At 61.8% G+C, this 16,752-nt stretch carries 19 protein-coding genes; 4 read left to right on the top strand and 15 right to left on the bottom strand.

From position 1 onward, the window contains the following. Positions 1-20: 20 nt before the first annotated feature. From pssA to PXK01_RS09025, 6 genes are all read right to left on the bottom strand, one after another. On the bottom strand, positions 21-794 hold the full coding sequence (gene pssA / locus PXK01_RS09000; RefSeq protein ID WP_446728387.1) for a CDP-diacylglycerol--serine O-phosphatidyltransferase: 774 nt from the start codon (positions 792-794) through the stop codon (positions 21-23). A 190-nt stretch (positions 795-984) separates the two neighbouring features. Continuing rightward, positions 985-1,455: a hypothetical protein gene (locus PXK01_RS09005; RefSeq protein ID WP_274849311.1), complete on the bottom strand. Its 471-nt coding sequence runs from the start codon at positions 1,453-1,455 to the stop codon at positions 985-987. Continuing rightward, positions 1,452-1,832, bottom strand: a complete 381-nt coding sequence (locus PXK01_RS09010; RefSeq protein WP_274849310.1) for a helix-turn-helix domain-containing protein — start codon at positions 1,830-1,832, stop codon at positions 1,452-1,454. The genes PXK01_RS09005 and PXK01_RS09010 overlap by 4 nt, the downstream gene beginning before the upstream one ends. Beyond that, positions 1,810-2,301: a hypothetical protein gene (locus PXK01_RS09015; RefSeq protein WP_274849308.1), complete on the bottom strand. Its 492-nt coding sequence runs from the start codon at positions 2,299-2,301 to the stop codon at positions 1,810-1,812. Before PXK01_RS09015 ends, PXK01_RS09010 begins: the two co-directional genes overlap by 23 nt. A 324-nt stretch (positions 2,302-2,625) precedes the next feature. After that, complete coding sequence (locus tag PXK01_RS09020; RefSeq protein WP_274859724.1) at positions 2,626-3,834, bottom strand: aminopeptidase P family protein; 1,209 nt, start codon at positions 3,832-3,834, stop codon at positions 2,626-2,628. Positions 3,835-4,030: 196 nt separating this feature from the next. Further along, the gene (locus PXK01_RS09025) at positions 4,031-4,816 is read right to left on the bottom strand and encodes an alpha/beta hydrolase (protein ID WP_274849305.1); all 786 of its coding nucleotides are present in this window, start codon (positions 4,814-4,816) and stop codon (positions 4,031-4,033) included. Between the two features lie 192 nt (positions 4,817-5,008). Between PXK01_RS09025 and PXK01_RS09030 the strand changes: the two genes are divergently transcribed. Next, positions 5,009-6,484 carry an NAD-dependent succinate-semialdehyde dehydrogenase gene (locus tag PXK01_RS09030; RefSeq protein WP_274849304.1) on the top strand — a complete coding sequence of 492 codons (1,476 nt, stop codon included), beginning with the start codon at positions 5,009-5,011 and terminating at the stop codon, positions 6,482-6,484. Between the two features lie 15 nt (positions 6,485-6,499). On the opposite strand, the gene PXK01_RS09035 is transcribed toward PXK01_RS09030, so the two are convergent. The 6 genes from PXK01_RS09035 to PXK01_RS09060 form a co-directional block, all read right to left on the bottom strand. Next, on the bottom strand, positions 6,500-7,111 hold the full coding sequence (locus PXK01_RS09035; RefSeq protein WP_274859725.1) for a TetR/AcrR family transcriptional regulator: 612 nt from the start codon (positions 7,109-7,111) through the stop codon (positions 6,500-6,502). A gap of 169 nt (positions 7,112-7,280) precedes the next feature. Then, positions 7,281-7,745, bottom strand: a complete 465-nt coding sequence (locus PXK01_RS09040; RefSeq protein WP_274849302.1) for an Hsp20 family protein — start codon at positions 7,743-7,745, stop codon at positions 7,281-7,283. 158 nt (positions 7,746-7,903) lie between these two features. Beyond that, the gene (locus tag PXK01_RS09045; RefSeq protein WP_274859726.1) at positions 7,904-8,719 is read right to left on the bottom strand and encodes a trypsin-like serine peptidase; all 816 of its coding nucleotides are present in this window, start codon (positions 8,717-8,719) and stop codon (positions 7,904-7,906) included. Positions 8,720-8,821: 102 nt separating this feature from the next. After that, positions 8,822-10,156 (bottom strand): glycolate oxidase subunit GlcF, encoded by a 1,335-nt coding sequence (glcF, locus tag PXK01_RS09050; RefSeq protein ID WP_274859727.1) that lies wholly within the window; start codon positions 10,154-10,156, stop codon positions 8,822-8,824. Positions 10,157-10,159: 3 nt separating this feature from the next. Then, a complete protein-coding gene (locus PXK01_RS09055) occupies positions 10,160-11,281 on the bottom strand; it encodes an FAD-binding protein (protein ID WP_274859741.1) in 1,122 nt (373 codons plus the stop codon). A gap of 46 nt (positions 11,282-11,327) precedes the next feature. Further along, positions 11,328-12,776, bottom strand: coding sequence for an FAD-linked oxidase C-terminal domain-containing protein (locus PXK01_RS09060; protein WP_274849297.1), 1,449 nt, complete (start codon positions 12,774-12,776; stop codon positions 11,328-11,330). 82 nt (positions 12,777-12,858) lie between these two features. Here PXK01_RS09060 and PXK01_RS09065 point away from each other — a divergent pair, with 82 nt between their 5' ends. After that, positions 12,859-13,593, top strand: coding sequence for a DUF599 domain-containing protein (locus PXK01_RS09065; protein WP_274849296.1), 735 nt, complete (start codon positions 12,859-12,861; stop codon positions 13,591-13,593). Between the two features lie 36 nt (positions 13,594-13,629). Beyond that, positions 13,630-13,989: a hypothetical protein gene (locus PXK01_RS09070; RefSeq protein WP_274849295.1), complete on the top strand. Its 360-nt coding sequence runs from the start codon at positions 13,630-13,632 to the stop codon at positions 13,987-13,989. Between the two features lie 10 nt (positions 13,990-13,999). Here the strand turns inward: PXK01_RS09070 and rlmH are convergent, their stop codons facing one another. From rlmH to PXK01_RS09085, 3 genes are all read right to left on the bottom strand, one after another. Further along, positions 14,000-14,470 (bottom strand): 23S rRNA (pseudouridine(1915)-N(3))-methyltransferase RlmH, encoded by a 471-nt coding sequence (rlmH, locus tag PXK01_RS09075; RefSeq protein WP_274849294.1) that lies wholly within the window; start codon positions 14,468-14,470, stop codon positions 14,000-14,002. A gap of 75 nt (positions 14,471-14,545) precedes the next feature. Then, the gene (gene rsfS / locus PXK01_RS09080) at positions 14,546-14,902 is read right to left on the bottom strand and encodes a ribosome silencing factor (RefSeq protein ID WP_274849293.1); all 357 of its coding nucleotides are present in this window, start codon (positions 14,900-14,902) and stop codon (positions 14,546-14,548) included. A 188-nt stretch (positions 14,903-15,090) separates the two neighbouring features. Continuing rightward, positions 15,091-16,521 (bottom strand): mechanosensitive ion channel family protein, encoded by a 1,431-nt coding sequence (locus PXK01_RS09085; protein WP_446728431.1) that lies wholly within the window; start codon positions 16,519-16,521, stop codon positions 15,091-15,093. A gap of 102 nt (positions 16,522-16,623) precedes the next feature. Here PXK01_RS09085 and PXK01_RS09090 point away from each other — a divergent pair, with 102 nt between their 5' ends. Further along, positions 16,624-16,722, top strand: a complete 99-nt coding sequence (locus PXK01_RS09090) for an isopropylmalate isomerase (protein ID WP_226892586.1) — start codon at positions 16,624-16,626, stop codon at positions 16,720-16,722. Positions 16,723-16,752: the final 30 nt, after the last annotated feature.

Below are 16,752 nucleotides of genomic sequence, written 5' to 3' on the forward strand. Positions count from 1 at the left end.
CCCCCGTTCGAATTACGGGTTCAATCCGGCACCCTACGGATCAGCCCCCAAACCACCAGAACCACGTAAGCAAGGCACAACACCACCAGCGTTGTCCAAGCATAGGTCAGAACCGCCGCCCCGGCAAAGGCACACCCTACAAGGAAGTACTTCACATTCTCGCGGCTGATCTTCACCGCCTTGGGCGACCATGTGGGAATGCGGCTGATCATAAGGAACCCTATGACAACCATGTGAAAGCAGATCAGCAGGCCCGGAATGACCAGCCCATCCGCGAATGAGAAAGACAGGAACATCGGCAGCATCGCCAGCATCGCCCCGGCGGGGGACGGGATGCCGGTGAAATAACCCTCGCGCTCTCCCTCCACCGGTTCTTCGGATTTCGCCGCCACGTTGAACCGCGCCAGCCGCACCACGCAGCAGACCGAGAACACCAGGACCGAGATCCACCCCGCACTGCGCATGTCCTGCAAGGCCCAGAAATAGATCACCAGGGGCGCCGCCACGCCGAAGTTCAGGAAATCGGCCAGCGAATCCAGCTCGGCCCCCATCTTGCTGTCACTGCCAAGCGCCCGCGCCAGCCGCCCATCCAGCCCATCCAGAAGGGCCGCCAGCAGGATCAGCTGCACCGCCAGCACGTAATTGCCCTGCACCCCGAAGCGCACCGCCGACAGGCCCGCACAGATCGCCCCCACCGTCATGATGTTCGGCAATAACTGGATCAGAGCGTATTCGTTTTTCGTCTTCTTGGGCAGATCGTCCATGGGGCGGAGGTCAGTCTTGTCAGAGGTCATATGAGGTCCTGGCGGGGGAGGCATCATCCAAAGCCCCGCCCTCCCCTGCATAGCGCAGCAGAGCCGCCCCCGCTATGCCTGATCGAAAGGGGGCGTGCAATGGGAGGGGGCTGTAATCAGGATCAGTAATTGAAACAGGATCAGTGTTTTGTAGGGCAAATAGCGATCATCTTGCTCTCACCAAGTTCAATCAACCTCCTTCAGGGTCCAGATTTTCACCCGAAGGGAAATTCACCCTCAGCGCGCCAGCTCGAATCTCCGCATCTCCATCCAAGTATCCTCTGACTTTAATAAACCCTGGTTTAGAAAACTCCATCAGCGACCACCTCACAGGAACCGCAATCATTGCGATACTCGGCGCCTCACCACCGTCATCTTGTGGATCACTATTTAGACTTGTTGAAGGATTATCGACTTCAGTCCTAAAAATTTCCTCCACTTCGCTACCTGTCTCTTTCACGACTAGCAGCGTCAACTTATCATACTCTATTGACAGCGGAATTCTTACATTCACTAACGCCGCGAACGTGGGCAGCACTCCCGGCGGGGGATTACTGAAATTCATTTCAGCCAAATAACACCCTACGAGGGTCATTTTTCCGGCGACTTCATGCCGAATGTCATCGCAAAAAACGGTAACCCCATACGCTTCAGCATTCACAGGACAGCACTCTCAACATTTATTGTGGCATCGGGCTTCACAGTTCCCGTTGCGGGATCGTCGCGAAAACTATTCAATTGAACAACATTATGGGCATCTTCCACGCCATTACCGCGTCCAGCAAGATTAATGTCGACCATCTTAAATTCGATATTTTTATCTAGCGCGTAAGCAAACTCCGCAATTGAGCGAGCTGTCAAATTTGAATTCCCTTTCAGCCTTCGATTTACAACAGACCTATCCACTCCCAATATAGTCGCGACTTCTTGCTGCGTTTTACCGGATTCGATAAGCGCCTTCTGAATTTCTTTCTGGACTTGAGAAATGAAGAGCGCCGCCTTCCGTTTCTTGCCATCAATCTTTATTCGATACGACATCGTGCAAAGCTCCGCTGCGAACCAACTTAGGTTCGTCTAAATCCATATTGTCGCGAACGTATACTGTTTGCGCGATGTACCGCCCGTAGCTACGCTCAGTTTCGATTCTGTCTTTGCTATCACCATAACAGCAAATGAACGCATTTTTGTGAGGCACCCACCCGAACACTCGGACCTCTTCGGTTTTGATTTCCCAAACGAACCTCTCGGGCGTCCAGCTGAGTTTCTTAAAGCGCCGATCTTCAAGGAACTCTTCTCCAGCTACGTATTCGTGAAACGCCACGAACACTTGGTCTTGCGGTGTCAGATCATCGTACAAATCGTTGTGATCTAACGTGGGCAACGCCCTATCGAGCCAATCGATAAAATCCGGTGTTCCATAAAGCGATCTCCAAGGAAGCTCATGCGGGCTTAGAGGGTCGATCGTGTCAAGCAGCCCTTGCTCACACAAGCCTATCAGTGTTGCCATATATATCAACGATTTCTTTTTGCAAGGTTAACGAAGCCTTCGTGCCAAATTTCGGTCGACAACCAATACACGAAACGGAGCGTGAAAACTACCCTCACTCAAAACGCTGCCGGAAGTTGTGCGCAAACCACGATCTTTCCTTGCTCCTATATCGCCGTCTCATCCCACTCCGCCTTTCGCCCCGCCACACCGCCGGTGCACAGCCGGTGTACGGGGGGTGTACGGATGTCACCCCCCGGATGTCTCCTCAGCCGGGGCTCCGCCCGTTCGGCGCTGAAATGCTCTCCCAGACTTATTCAGGACTGAGCGTTTCCGAGACGCGCCTCACCCAACCACGTTGAACTCCGGCCCATAGGGGTAGCCGGTGATGTTCTCGTTGCCGTCCTCGGTGATCACCAGGATGTCATGTTCGCGGTAGCCGCCCGCTCCGGGCTGGCCTTCCGCGATGGTCAGCATCGGCTCCATGGAGATGACCATGCCCGGCTCCAGCACCGTGTCGATATCCTCGCGCAGCTCCAGACCCGCCTCGCGCCCATAGTAGTGGGACAGCACCCCGAACGAGTGCCCATAGCCGAAGGTGCGGTATTGCAGCAAATCGCGCTCTTCGAAGAAGGCGTTGATCTTATGGGTGATTTCGGCGCAGCTTGACCCGGGCTTCAGCAGCGAGATGCCGTATTCATGGGCGGCGACATTGGCCTCCCACACTTTCAGGCTGTCGGGATCGACCTCACCCACGAACAGGGTCCGCTCCAGCGCGGTGTAGTAGCCCGAGATCATCGGGAAGGTGTTGAGCGACAGGATATCGCCTCGCTGCAGCTGCCTGGCGGTCACCGGGTTGTGGGCGCCGTCGGTGTTGATGCCCGACTGGAACCAGACCCAGGTGTCGCGGTATTCAGCGTCTGGGAAGCGTTTGGCGATCTCCAGCTCCATCGCATCGCGCCCCGCCATCGCCACATCGATCTCCCGCACCCCTTCGCGGATCGCATCGCGGATGGCATAGCCGCCCACATCCGCCACAGCTGCCCCTGCGCGGATCAGCTCGATCTCGGCTGCGGATTTATGCATGCGCTGGCGCATGGTGGGTTCGTAAAGATCAATCATCTCAGCCGGTTGCAGGAAGGCTTCGAGCTTGCCCTTTTGCAGCAGGGTCAGGTGATCGCTCTCATAGCCGACCCGCGCGCCGGGGCCAGCCACAGACAGGATCGCGCGCCAGAAATTGTCGCGCTGCCAGTCGGTATAGGTGATGTTGTCGCAGAACGAACGCCGCCAGGGCTGGCCGGCATCGATGCCGGCGCTGATGGTGACGGCAGCATCGGCAGTGACCACCAGGCCATAGGGACGGCCAAAGGCGCAGTAGGTAAACCCCGAATAATACGAGATATTATGCATCGAGTTGAAGACAGCGGCGGTGACGCCCGACGCCTCCATGATCTTGCGCAGGCCCGCAATGCGCGCCTCATACTCGGCCACGGGGAATTGCAATGGCGCCTTTTCGCCATTGTGAAAACGGTACATGTCAGGACGTGCAGTCATGCTGGATCCTTCCTTTTTTCTTAAGAAAGGTCCCGGCGTACAGGACAGATTTTTGGTATCATCAAGGCCCGTGGAATCGGCCCACGCGGCGACGCCATCGCCCGGCCCTGACCACAGGAATGCTGCGGAACGGGGGCTCTGGCAAGTGTTTTCTGCGCGGCCTTTTTCAGGAGGTCGCGCAGACCGGGCGGGATGCCTAATTCACGATCAGCGCCACCATGTCGCTGTCCGGGTCTGCCAGGGGATCGATCACGTTGAAATGGTGTTTGCCAAAGGCGATGACGTGATCGGCACCCCAGGCATCTGACAGCCAGACCGCCTGATCCAGGAAAGCCGGGCGTTCCTCGGCCCCGACCCAGACCGTGACCGGCACATCGTAGCGGTCCCGCATCTCCACCGGGCTTTCGGCGCGGGCGGCCTCGGCATCCATCTTGAACTCCTTGTTCATCGAGGTCCTTAGCAGCGGCAGCAGATCCGACAGTGGCGAGATCGGGATCACGGTCTTGATACGCGCGCCGATATCGTCAGGCACCAGAGCGCGATCCAGCATACGGGCGACCAGGTGACCGCCAGCCGAATGGCCCGCCAGAACGATGGGCCCGTCCACCTCCTCGGCGATATGGACCAGGGCCGAGGCCACCTGCCGGGTGATCTCTGCGATCGAGACATCGGGGCACAGATCATAGGAGGGCATCGCCACCGCCCAGCCATGCGCCAGCGGGCCAACCGCCAGATGCGACCAGGTGCTCTTGTCGAAACGCAGCCAGTAGCCACCGTGCACGAAGACGAACAGCCCCTTGGGGGTCCCTTCGGGCAGGAACAGATCGAATTTGTTTCGCGCGCCAGGACCATAGGGAATGTCCAGCTGGGCACGCTCATGCAGGCTGTTGCGGAAATCCTCGGCCGATGCATCCCAGCGCGGCGGATAATCATCGGCCCCTTCTATATAGGCGCCATTGGCATAGGCGTCGTCCAGTTCCATCCCTGTCTCCCCTGGTGGTCTGTTTGCGTCAAAGAGACTCCCTGCGGGCGGGCTTGTCAAACAGCTATCGGCAAACAGACAGGTCGGCGATCTTCGGGAAATTTTTGATCAAATTCTGGACTCATCGAAGGTTCTGGACATATCAAGGGGCAACTGATTTGCATGGCTGCAATGATTGCTGGGGAGACACCAATGCTGACGAAAAACACCGAGCTGAAATCCCTTCTGAAGGACCCGACCCTGATGGAGACCCGCGCCTATGTGGGCGGCCAATTCGTGGACGGCGACAAGGGCACATTCGACGTCCTGAACCCGGCGCGCGGCGACGTGGTCGCCGAGGTGGCCGATCTTAGCCGGGCGCAGGTGGCAGGTGCCATCGCCCAGGCCGAAGCCGCGCAAAAGGACTGGGCAAAGTGGACCGGCAAGGAGCGCGCACAGGTGCTGCGCAAGTGGTTCGACCTGATGATGGAGAACCAGGACGATCTTGCCACCATCCTGACCGCCGAAATGGGCAAACCCCTGGCCGAAGCCAAGGGCGAGATCGCCTATGGCGCCTCCTTCATCGAGTTCTTCGGCGAAGAGGCCAAGCGGATCTACGGCGAGACCATCCCCGGCCATCAGCGCGACAAGCGCATCACCGTGTTGAAACAGCCCATCGGTGTGGCCGCCTCGATCACGCCCTGGAACTTCCCCAATGCGATGATCACCCGTAAGGCGGGTCCGGCGCTGGCAGCGGGCTGCGCCTTTGTCGCCCGCCCTGCCGAACTGACGCCCCTGTCGGCCACCGCGCTGGCGGTTCTGGCGGAACGGGCCGGGATCCCGGCAGGCGTCTTCAATGTGGTGACCACTTCGGATGCGCCCGAAACCGGCCTGGAGTTCTGCGAAAACCCGGCGGTGCGCAAGCTGACCTTCACCGGCTCGACCCCGGTCGGTCGACTGCTGCTGCGCCAGGCCGCCGATCAGGTGATGAAATGCTCGATGGAGCTGGGCGGCAACGCGCCTTTCATCGTCTTTGACGACGCCGATCTGGATGCCGCCGTCGAAGGCGCGATCATGTGCAAGTTCCGCAACAACGGCCAGACCTGCGTCTGCGCCAACCGGATCTACGTGCAGGCCGGTGTCTATGACGCCTTCGCCGCCAAGCTGAAAGAGGCGGTCGCCAAGATGAAGGTCGGTGATGGCCTTGAGGAAGGCGTCCAGTTCGGCCCGCTGATCAACGACAAGGCCGTTGAGAAGGTGAAGTCCCATCTGGCCGACGCGACCTCCAAGGGCGCTGAAATCATTCTGGGAGGCAACCCGTCCGAGCTGGGCGGCTCCTTCTTCCAGCCCACCATCGTGACCGGTGCCACCACCGACATGCAATTCTCGACCGAGGAAACCTTTGGCCCGCTGGCGCCCCTCTTCAAGTTCGAGGATGAGGACGAGGTCATCGCCATGGCCAATGACACGATCTTTGGCCTTGCCTCCTACTTCTACGCGAAGGATCTGAGCCGGGTCTACAAGGTGGCCGAGGCGCTGGAATATGGCATCGTCGGCGTCAACACCGGCATCATCTCGACCGAGGTTGCGCCCTTTGGCGGGGTCAAGCAGTCGGGCCTGGGCCGCGAAGGCAGCCACCACGGCATCGAGGATTATCTCGAGATGAAATACATCTGCATGTCGGTCTGATCCGGCATCAGTTGATCAGGATCGGGGTCCGTGGCTGCAAAGGTCACGGACCCTTTTTCCTATCTGGCCACGAAAGGCATCGGCGGCCCCTCGCGCGCCGGGCAAGCGCGGCAGAACCGGCTGCGCCATGGCAAAAAAGCCGATGGATCCCAGAAGATCGCAAACCGCCGCCAAGGCCTGCTCCGGCGGCGTGGCACGACAGGCGGGGACATCGCGAACCATGGCGACCAGTTCCTGCAGGAAGGGACGCAGGAACCAGCGTTCGGCAGGGCTGTCTTCCTGCCGGTCATCCAGCAGCTCGCGCAGGATCAACCGGCTGTCCGCCGCCTGTGAAAGCGCCTGATCCAGATAGGTCGCAAAGGCCGTCTCAAGGCGCGCTTCTGGCGTATCCCAGGCCTCCTGCGCCTCCATCAGGACAATCATCATGCGATCCGCGACCCCTGCGAGAACGCGCTCGTAAAGGGCGTCCTTGCTACCGAAATGGTGCAACAGGGTCTGTTTGGTCAGGCCCAGCTCATCGGCGATATTGGCAATGGAGGCCCCATGATAGCCGCGCCTGGCAAAAAGCTGCGTTGCGGCGGCGACGAATTCATCGGGGCGGGTTTGCGGGCTGTGGGCTTGGGGCATGACGGCTCCTTTCTGTCGGTAGTATCAGAAAGAGCGCCTGCCTACCATCCGGTCGGCCAACACGCGAAAAGCCCCCGCATCCGGGTGATGGACACGGGGGGAAGTTCGGCCGCCTGTGGTGGGGTGACGGCCTCGGGGAGTGTCGGAAACAGGTGAACCCGTGGGGAGATCAGTTGACCTGTTGCGCGTCCAATGCGGCACGCTGGGGCGCGGCAGAGGCGATCTCGATCCGGCGCGGTTTCAGGGCCTCGGGGACCTCACGCTGCAGATCGATATGCAGCATGCCGTCCGCGTGGCTGGCGCCAGTGACGCGCATATGATCGGCCAGGGTGAAGCGGCGTTCAAAGGCGCGGGTGGCAATGCCACGATGCAGGAAGGTGCGCTCCTCATCCGTTTCGGCCTTGCGGGCGGAAACGACAAGGGCGTTTTCCTTCACCTCCACAGCGAGGTCAGCCTCGGAAAAACCGGCAACGGCGATCGAGATACGATAGCTGTCGGCGTCGATCTTCTCGATGTTGTATGGGGGGTAGCTGGGCTGGCTGACGTCATTGCTCATGACCCGGTCCATCAGGTCGGCAATCTGGTCAAAGCCCACGGTCGCACGGTGCAACGGTGCAAAATCAAAGGTACGCATCTCTGTCATCCTCATAGTCGAGCGATTCTATAAGCGTGCCCGCCCACATCCGGGGCCGGGCGGTCGTCACCGGACCCCGCTCTGCGGCGATCCGGACAGTATCGACATATGGATTGCAAACGGGGTTTCAAGAGGCTACTGCAGGACAGCCGGAAACCCTATTGGCGGATGAACTTCGCCCCACCGGCCCGGCGGCCGTCGCCCACCTGAACCCGGCCCACGCCCGCAGGCATACGGCTGCCGATATGGGTGCCGGTCAGCTGCGCCTGCAACAGGTCCAGCTCCTCGCCCAGCGAGGCCCCAAGCGAAACGCGGGTCCCGTTCACCTCGGCCTTGGCCGAGACCACCGAGACGATCCGCGGAGTGCGTCCCTCAAAGGAGAAGACCGGCGCCCCGGAAGAGCCGAAATCCACATCGCAGGACATCACCAAGACCCCCTGCTGCTGCGCGGTTACCGCGCAAACCTCCTGCAGCGAAGGCGCCTCGGAGCGGTCATGGGCATAAGAGACAACCCCGATACGGCTGCCCTTGCGTGGGCGGCGGTCGGTTTCAAACGGGATCACGGTGGTGTTGCGAATGGGGCGTTGCAGCTGCAGCAGCGCGATATCCTTGCGCACCCGGCCGGTTGAGACCTCTCCATCATAGACATAATCCGGGTGGATCACCGCCCGCCGTACCGAGCGATAGGCCGAGGCCCGCCCATTGCGCCAGCCGGCCAGAAACTCAATCGTTTCGGGGGCGATCTTTTGCCCGGTGCGCCCATCGAACAAGCAATGCGCTGCCGTCAGAACCAGATCCGGCGCGATCAGCGAGCCTGTGCAGAAGCCTTCGCCGTTGACATCAAGACGACCCACCGCCTCCCAGTCGCGGCCCGCATCCGTGGTATCAAGACGCAGAAGACGGCTGTCGCCCGCCAGCGCCACCGCAGGCAGCAAGGCTGCCAATACCGCAAGAATCCAATGCCGCACCCGCATCTCCCTCATCCATCTGCTGTCAGGATACGTATCGCTTGGGGCGAAAATACGGCAAGGGCCGCGCTGATACAGCCCGGCCCTGAAAAAATATCAAACCTGTGATCAGCGCAGGATCGGCACCTGATCTTCGGCCGTCGCCACAGGTCGGTTGCCCTTGATCATCGCGGGGGGCTTGGGACCGCCCGTGGCCCAATCGAGCAGCTCGACCGTATGCACGATGGGCAGCTTGGTGCCCGATCCGATCTGCATCATGCAGCCGATATTGCCTGCTGCGATCAGGTCGGGGTTCTTGGCCTCCAGCGTTTTCACCTTGCGCTCTTTCAGCTGGCCCGAAATCTCAGGCTGCATCAGGTTGTAGGTCCCGGCGGACCCACAGCAGAGGTGACTGTCGGCAGGCTCCACCACCTTGAAGCCCGCGCGTTTCAGCAGCGTCTTGGGGTGCGTCTTGATCTGCTGGCCATGCTGCAGCGAACAGGCGGCGTGGTAGGCCACCGTCAGCCCCTTGTCTGCACCTTCGGGCAGGTCCAGCTGCATCAAGAGTTCCGAGATATCCATCGCCCGCTCGGACACCCGCGCCGCATCCCCCGCCAGCGGATCATTGCGGAACATATGCCCGTAGTCCTTCACCGTGGTGCCGCAGCCAGAGGTGTTGATCACGATGGCATCCAGGCCCTCGCCATCGATCTCGGCGCACCAAGCGCGGATGTTCTTGGCCGCGGTGGCATGGCTTTCGTCCTCGCGGCCCATGTGATGGGTCAGCGCGCCGCAGCAGCCCGCGCCCTTGGCCACGACCACCTCGCAACCCAATCGCGTCAGCAGGCGGATGGTAGCGTCGTTGATATCGGTGTTGAGCGCCTTTTGCGCGCAGCCCGTCATCAGCGCCACACGTTTCTTGCGCGGCTCGACGGGGGCAAAGCTTTGCGGATCATCGTTGCGGCTGACCGGCGGAATATCCTTCGGCGCCATGTCGAGCATCGCCCGCAGCCGGGCATCCGGCATCAGCCCCTTGAAGGGGCGTGCCAGTTTCGCACCGAACAGGGCCACGCGGAAGCGCATCGGATAGGGCAGGATCCGCGCCAGCACCCAGCGCAGGGCGCGGTCGGTGAAGGGGCGCTTGTAGTTCTTGTCGATATAGGCGCGCGCATGGTCGATCAGATGCATGTAATGCACCCCCGAGGGACAGGTGGTCATGCAGGCTAGGCAGGACAGGCAACGGTCGATGTGCTTGACTGTCTTTTCATCCGGCACCCGGTTGTTTTCCAGCATGTCCTTGATCAGGTAGATCCGCCCGCGCGGACTGTCGAGTTCATCCCCCAGCACCTGATAGGTCGGGCAGGTGGCGGTGCAAAAGCCGCAATGCACGCAGGTGCGCAGGATCTCGTTCGAGCGCTGGATGCCGGGATCTTTCAGCTGGTCTTCGGTGAATACTGTCTGCATGTCTTATCCCATCAGGCCAGGGTTCAGGATCCCGCGCGGATCGAACTGGTTTCGCAACCCCTTGTTCAGGGCCTCCAAAGGTGCCGGTTGCGGTTCGAACCGGCCCAGGCGGGCGCGGGTTTCGGCGCTGGCGCGGATCAAGGTGGCGTGCCCCGGGATCGGCTCCATCCCGGTGCCGACACCGGACATCACTTTGCGCAGATCGCTGCCCTCGGGCATCAAGGCCCAGATGAGGCCGCCGCCCCAATCAAACTGCAGCGCGGTGGCACCAAGGCGCGGCGCCAGATCGACCGCATCCGAGGGCTTGACGCTGATCCGCCAGACATCGCCATCACGCCCGTGAAAGGCGGCAACATCGCGGATGCCCTGCCACAGATCTGCGGTGCCATCCTGCCGCTCTGCGGTGCCATGCGCCCCCAGGATCCTGATCAGCTCTCCGCAGCGGTAGCTGACCGAAGCCGCAAAGCCTTCGACGCGGATATGGGCGGTCAGGCTGTCCGGATCATAGGCTGCCCCGGTCACGTCAAAGGGCGAACCCAGCGCCGCCGACATCACCCGCACGGCGCCCGGCAGATCCAGTTCCGCGACCGAAACCGTCGCCATGCTCTCGGCCTCTGGCAGCACCTTGAAGGAGACCTCGCTCAGCACGCCAAGCGTGCCTTGCGCGCCTGACATCAGCTTCACCAGATCGTAGCCGGTGACGTTCTTCATCACCCGGCCGCCGTTCTTGACGATCTGCCCGGCCCCATCGACGAAGCGCACGCCCAGAAGGAAATCGCGTGCGGCGCCCACCTGGATGCGGCGGGGCCCGGAGATATTGGCGGCAAAGACACCGCCGATCGTGGGCGTGCCTTCGGTGCCCAGCAACCCGCGATAGTCCGCCGGTTCAAAGGCAAGCCGCTGGTTTTCACCTGCCAGCAAGGCCTCGATCTCTGACACCGGGGTTCCGGCCTTGGCGACCAGCGTCAGCGCGCCGGGTTCATAAAGTTCAACGCCGCTGAGGGCCGACAGGGACAGGGTCTCCCCTTCGACACCCATGCCGCGGGTGCCGCCGCCTTCGATATTGAGCGGCCCCTTGGCCTCGGCGATCATACGGGCCAGATCGGCCTCGCTTTCGGGTCGCATCATGGTCTGTTCCAAACGTGTCTAATATTGGTTTCTGGGCGCAGGATCATTCCGCCGCCAGGGCGGGCGCGCGGCGGCTTTCGGTCACCGACAGCGGGAAGACCTTAGCCGGATTGAGCAGCCACTGCGGATCGAAGACATCCTTCACGCGCAGCTGTGCCTCAAGATCGTCTGCCGTATACTGATGCAGCATCAGATCGCGTTTCTCGATTCCAACGCCATGTTCGCCGGTCAGGCAGCCGCCCACCTCAACGCAGAGCTTCAGCACCTCGGCACCAAATTCCTCGCAGAGTTCCAGATCGCCGGGCTTGTTGGCATCGAACAGGATCAGCGGGTGCATGTTACCGTCGCCCGCATGGAAGACGTTGGCCACGGCCAGGCCGAATTGCTGGCTCAACTCGCCGATGCGGCGCAGCACGTAAGGCAGCGAGGACACCGGGATGGTGCCATCAAGGCACATGTAATCGTTGATCTGCCCCATGGCGCCAAAGGCGGACTTGCGGCCCAGCCAGATGCGGGCGGCCTCATCGGCGTCGGTTGCCTCGCGCAGCTCGACCGGGTTGTGGGACTGGGCGATCTCCTTGATCAGACCAAGCTGGTGGTCGATCTCGGCGGGGCTTCCTTCGACCTCGACGATCAGCAGGGCCTCGCACATCGGGTAGCCCGCCTTGGCGAAGGCCTCGCAGGCCTCGATACAGGGACGGTCCATGAACTCGATGGCGACGGGCAGAACCCCCGCCTTGATGATGTCGGAGACGCAGGCACCGGCGACTTCGTTGCTGTCATAGCCAATCAGAACGGGGCGCGCGCCCTCGGGCTTGCGCAGGATGCGCAGGGTCGCCTCGGTCACCACGCCCAGCTGCCCCTCGCTGCCGCAGATCACCCCCAAGAGGTCCAAGCCCCCCGCGTCCAGATGCGCGCCGCCGATCTCGACCACGGTGCCATCCATCATCACCATGGTAACGCCCATCAGGTTGTTGGTGGTGACGCCGTATTTCAGGCAATGCGCACCGCCCGAATTCATCGCGATATTGCCCGCAATGGCACAGGCCAGCTGACTGGAGGGATCGGGGGCGTAGAAGAACTCCTCTTCCTCCACCGCGCCAGAAACGGAGAGGTTGGTGCGTCCGGTCTGCACCCGGATGATGCGATTCTCGTAATCGGTTTCCAGCACGTCATTCATGCGGGCCACGCCAAGGATCACGCTGTCGGCGGTCGGCAGGGCGCCCCCAGCCAGCGAGGTTCCCGACCCACGCGGCACCACGGGCACGCCTTCCTCGTGGCAGATCCGCAGAACATCGGACACTTCTTTCGTGTTGCGCGGCAAAACCGCCAACAGCGGCGGACAGCGATAGGCGGTCAGCGCATCGCATTCATAGGCGCGGGTCTCGGCCTCATCGGTGATCAGCGCATCTGCGGGCAGAACCTTGGACAGGCGCGCGGCCAGATGGGCTTTGCGCGACAGGATGGCGGGGTCCGGGGCGGGCATTTCCATGACGGGCTCTCCTCTTTGGTAAAGTTATATTACCAATTCATACCATCTGGCAAGGGAGCACATGCTCCGCTAGGGTGCAGCCATGACCTGGATCGACCGTATCGCCCTGTTTTCAACCTTGGATTTTGCCGCGCTGGCGCTGATTGTCGCGGGCTGGATCTGGATCGGCTGGCGGATCGAGAACCCGCGCCCGGACAAGCCATCGGTGTCCTACCTGATGGCCGATTTCCGCCGCGACTGGATGGTGCAGATGGTGACCCGCCAGCCGCGGATGTTCGATGCGCAGCTGATCAGCAACCTGCGCCAGGGTACCGCCTTCTTCGCCTCTGCCTCGATGATCGCGATGGGCGGCGGCCTGGCCCTGATCGGCAATACGGAACAGCTGGCCGGGGTGGCTGCGGACCTGATCCAGGACAGCGCCCCCGCCTTTGTCTGGGAGGTGAAGATCCTGACGGTGCTGCTGTTTCTCGCCAATGCGTTTTTGAAATACGTCTGGGCGCATCGGCTGTTCGGCTATTGCTCGGTTCTGATGGCGGCGGTACCCAACGATCCGGCAGAACCGCTGGCCCTGCCCCGCGCCGCCCAGGCCGCGGACCTGTCAATCACCGCCGCGCGCAGCTTCAACCGGGGCATGCGGTGCACCTATTTCGCGCTGGCCTCGGCCGCCTGGCTGGCGGGGGCCATCCCGCTGATCCTGGCCTCGCTGGTGACCATCGCCGTGCTGTACCGACGCGAGTTCGCCTCGCAATCGCGCAACGTGTTGCTGCGCATCCCGCCCCAGGCCCAGAAAACCACCAAGGCAGACACGGCATCGTGATCCCGCCCCGGCCGGGCGTAGCCTATGGTGGAGCACATGAAAGCCGCCCTGATATCCCTTGTCTGTACCCTGGGCACTGCCCTGCCCGCCCTTGCCGACAGCCCCCGCATCGAAGGGGCGACGGCCCGGCAGAATGGTGACAGCTGGACGATCAGCGTGACGCTATCCCACCCGGACACGGGCTGGGACCACTATGCCGACGGCTGGCGGGTGCTGGATGACAACGGGGCCGAACTGGGGCTGCGCGTGCTGGCCCATCCGCATGTGACTGAGCAGCCCTTCACCCGCAGCCTGAGCGGCATAGCGATCCCCGACGGCATCACAAAGGTCACGATCCAGGCGCGCTGCAATCTGGATGGCTGGGGAGATGAGCTGTTTCGCCTGACTCTACCCTAGGCTACGCCAGTCAACTGCGGTGATAGGGGCTGCCGGACAGGATGGTGGCAGCGCGGTAGACCTGCTCGGCCAGCATCACCCGGACCAGCATATGCGGCCAGACCATCTTGCCAAAGGAGATGGAGAAGTCCGCCTCTGCCCGCAGGCTTGGGTCAATGCCATCCGCCCCGCCGATGATCAGCGCCAGATCCTGCCGCCCGCTGTCGCGCCAGCCTGCCATCTTGTCGGCAAAATCAGGCGAGGACAGCAGCTTGCCGCGCTCATCCAGGGTGCAGATCACCGCGCCCTTGGGCAGCGCCTTGCGCAGAAGATCCGCCTCGGCGCCCATGCCGAGGTTCTTCTTGTCCTCGACCTCGATCACCCGCGCAGGACCAAGGCCCAGCGCCCGGCCGGTGCGGTCGAACCGCGTCAGATAATCGTCGATCAGGGATTTTTCCGGGCCAGCGCGAAGCCGCCCGACCGCGCAGATATGTAGACGCATCAGAGGACTCTCCCCCGCCATGCCAAGCAAGGCGGGACTTGGGGCAGGCCTGTTCAGGCCGCCCCTACACTTGGGTCAGTTGCCGGTTGCCGCGCCGGGCACCCACATCTTTTCCAACTGGTAGAACTCGCGCACTTCGGGGCGGAAGATATGAACGATCACATCGCCCGTATCGATCAGCACCCAGTCGCCGGTGTCCTTGCCCTCGATCTTGCTGATGATGCCGTACTCCTGCTTGAGCCGGTCGGTCAGCTTTTCTGCCATGGCGGCAACCTGGCGGGTGGAGCGCCCCGAGGCGATGACCATGAAATCGCCAATCGCCGTCTTGCCGCGCAGGTCGATCTGCACGACCTCTTCGGCCTTGTCGTCATCGAGAGAGGAGAGGATCCGCTCCAGCAGCACCTCGCTGGTGGGGCGTGTCTTGGCGGCCATCACGGCTGCCTCGGTTTCAGCGGCGGCTGCCGCATGAGGTTCGGGTGACAGGACAATGTCCTCCTTGCTGCGCGCCGACGATCCCACGGCGCTGGGGTAGTGTTAATGTAGCAAGTCGGTCGGGGCTTTTCAATCAAGCTTCGCTGCACTGCCGCAGGCGCATAAGAGGGATCAAGAGGCCCATTGGTTCAGTCCTCTGGCGGCATCCGCTGCTGCGCGGCAGGGAAATCGGCCACCGACAGAGGCTCGTTCAGCACACGTACTTCGCGCTGCGGGAAGGGAATCGATATGCCTTCCGTTTGAAACGCATCCCAGAGGGCCAGGTAGACATTGCCGCGGATATTGGTGAGGCCCGAGGTCGGATCCCCGATCCAGAAGCGCAACACGTAGTCTACGCTGCTGTCGCCAAAACCGACGATATGGCAGACCGGCGCCTTGCCGGGGGTGGCAAGCACCCTGCCGACCGATCGCGCGGCATCGATGGCGACCCTGCGCACCTTGTGCGGATCATCGCCATAGGCGGTGCCGAAATGGATATCGAGCCGCACATAGCGGTCCGAATGGGACCAGTTCACAACCTGCGAGGTGATCAGATCCTCGTTCGGGATCAGGTATTCCCGCCCGTCCCGCGTCACCACCGAGACATAGCGCGCGCCCAGCGCATTGATCCAGCCGAAGGTCTCTCCAAGCGAGATCACATCCCCCGGCTTGATCGATCGATCCATCAGGATGATGATCCCCGACACCAGATTGGACACAACTTTTTGCAGACCAAAACCGATGCCGACACCGACGGCACCGGAGAGGACCGCAAGCCCCGTCAGGTCAAACCCGATGGCGCGGATGCTGACGACGACGGCCAGCCCGTAAAGCGCCAGCTGGATCCCCTTGCCGATCAGCACCTGCATCGAGGGCGAAATGTCGCTGTTGCTTTTCAATCCCTTCGTTGCCGCGTTGGACCCGATCCGCGCCAGGGTCAGCAGCACCGCCCCCAGCATCAGCGCCTTCAGAACCGCCAGCACCGACAGGTGCATCGCGCCAAAGGTAATCGCGACACTGTCAAGAAACCCCGCCACATCATCCACGAGGTTCAGCGCCACCAGGGTCGCGTAGATCCAAAGGCTCCAGGTGAAGATCCGCCTCAGCGTATGATTGCGCACCAGCCGCGCCAGAAATCCGATCACCAGCCAGGCGGTCGCCAGGGTCGCGGCGATCCCGATCAGGTAGCTGCGCGAGGGCCAGGTGACCTCTTGCATCACCCAATAGAGCGTCCACGAAAAGGTGACGAAGTAGATCAGCGTCAACCGGCGCAGGATTTGCAGCAAGGCTCTGAGCCGCCATTTCGGCCAGCCCTCGCGCCGATGCGCCCAGCGGTCCCAGCCTCCGCGCGTTGCCAGCTTCATCACATAGGCCAGCAGCGCCAGACCAAGGATCAGGAACAGCTGATACTGCCGCCAGCCCGGCGTCACGAACAGCGTCACCATCGACTGCCCTTCGGCCAGCAGCCAGCTCAGAACCTGGAACAGGCTCTCAGGCAGATTCTCCGGCAACGCCTCGGTCAAGGTCTCGGTCGGGGCGGTCGGCCCGGTGGGGGCGGTTTGAACGGTATCTTGCTCCATGAGGTGAGCATGCCGGTGGCGCGGGGAGATATGCAAGAACAATGCCGCCGTACCCCTGCGTGGAACCTTGATTGTCCAGCGGCGCAGTTGTATCTCACTGGCATGACTTTCGTATTGGCCCAGAATATCGAACTGCAAGACCGCGCTCGTCTGCGCGAACGGTTCTATGGCGCCGCCCGCACGGTTCTGGCGCGCCTATAAGGCTGCCGCCCGAGCCACAAGCCAGCTTTT

This window comes from Phaeobacter sp. PT47_59, assembly GCF_028890025.1.
In the GTDB taxonomy this organism is placed as follows: Bacteria; Pseudomonadota; Alphaproteobacteria; order Rhodobacterales; family Rhodobacteraceae; genus Phycobacter.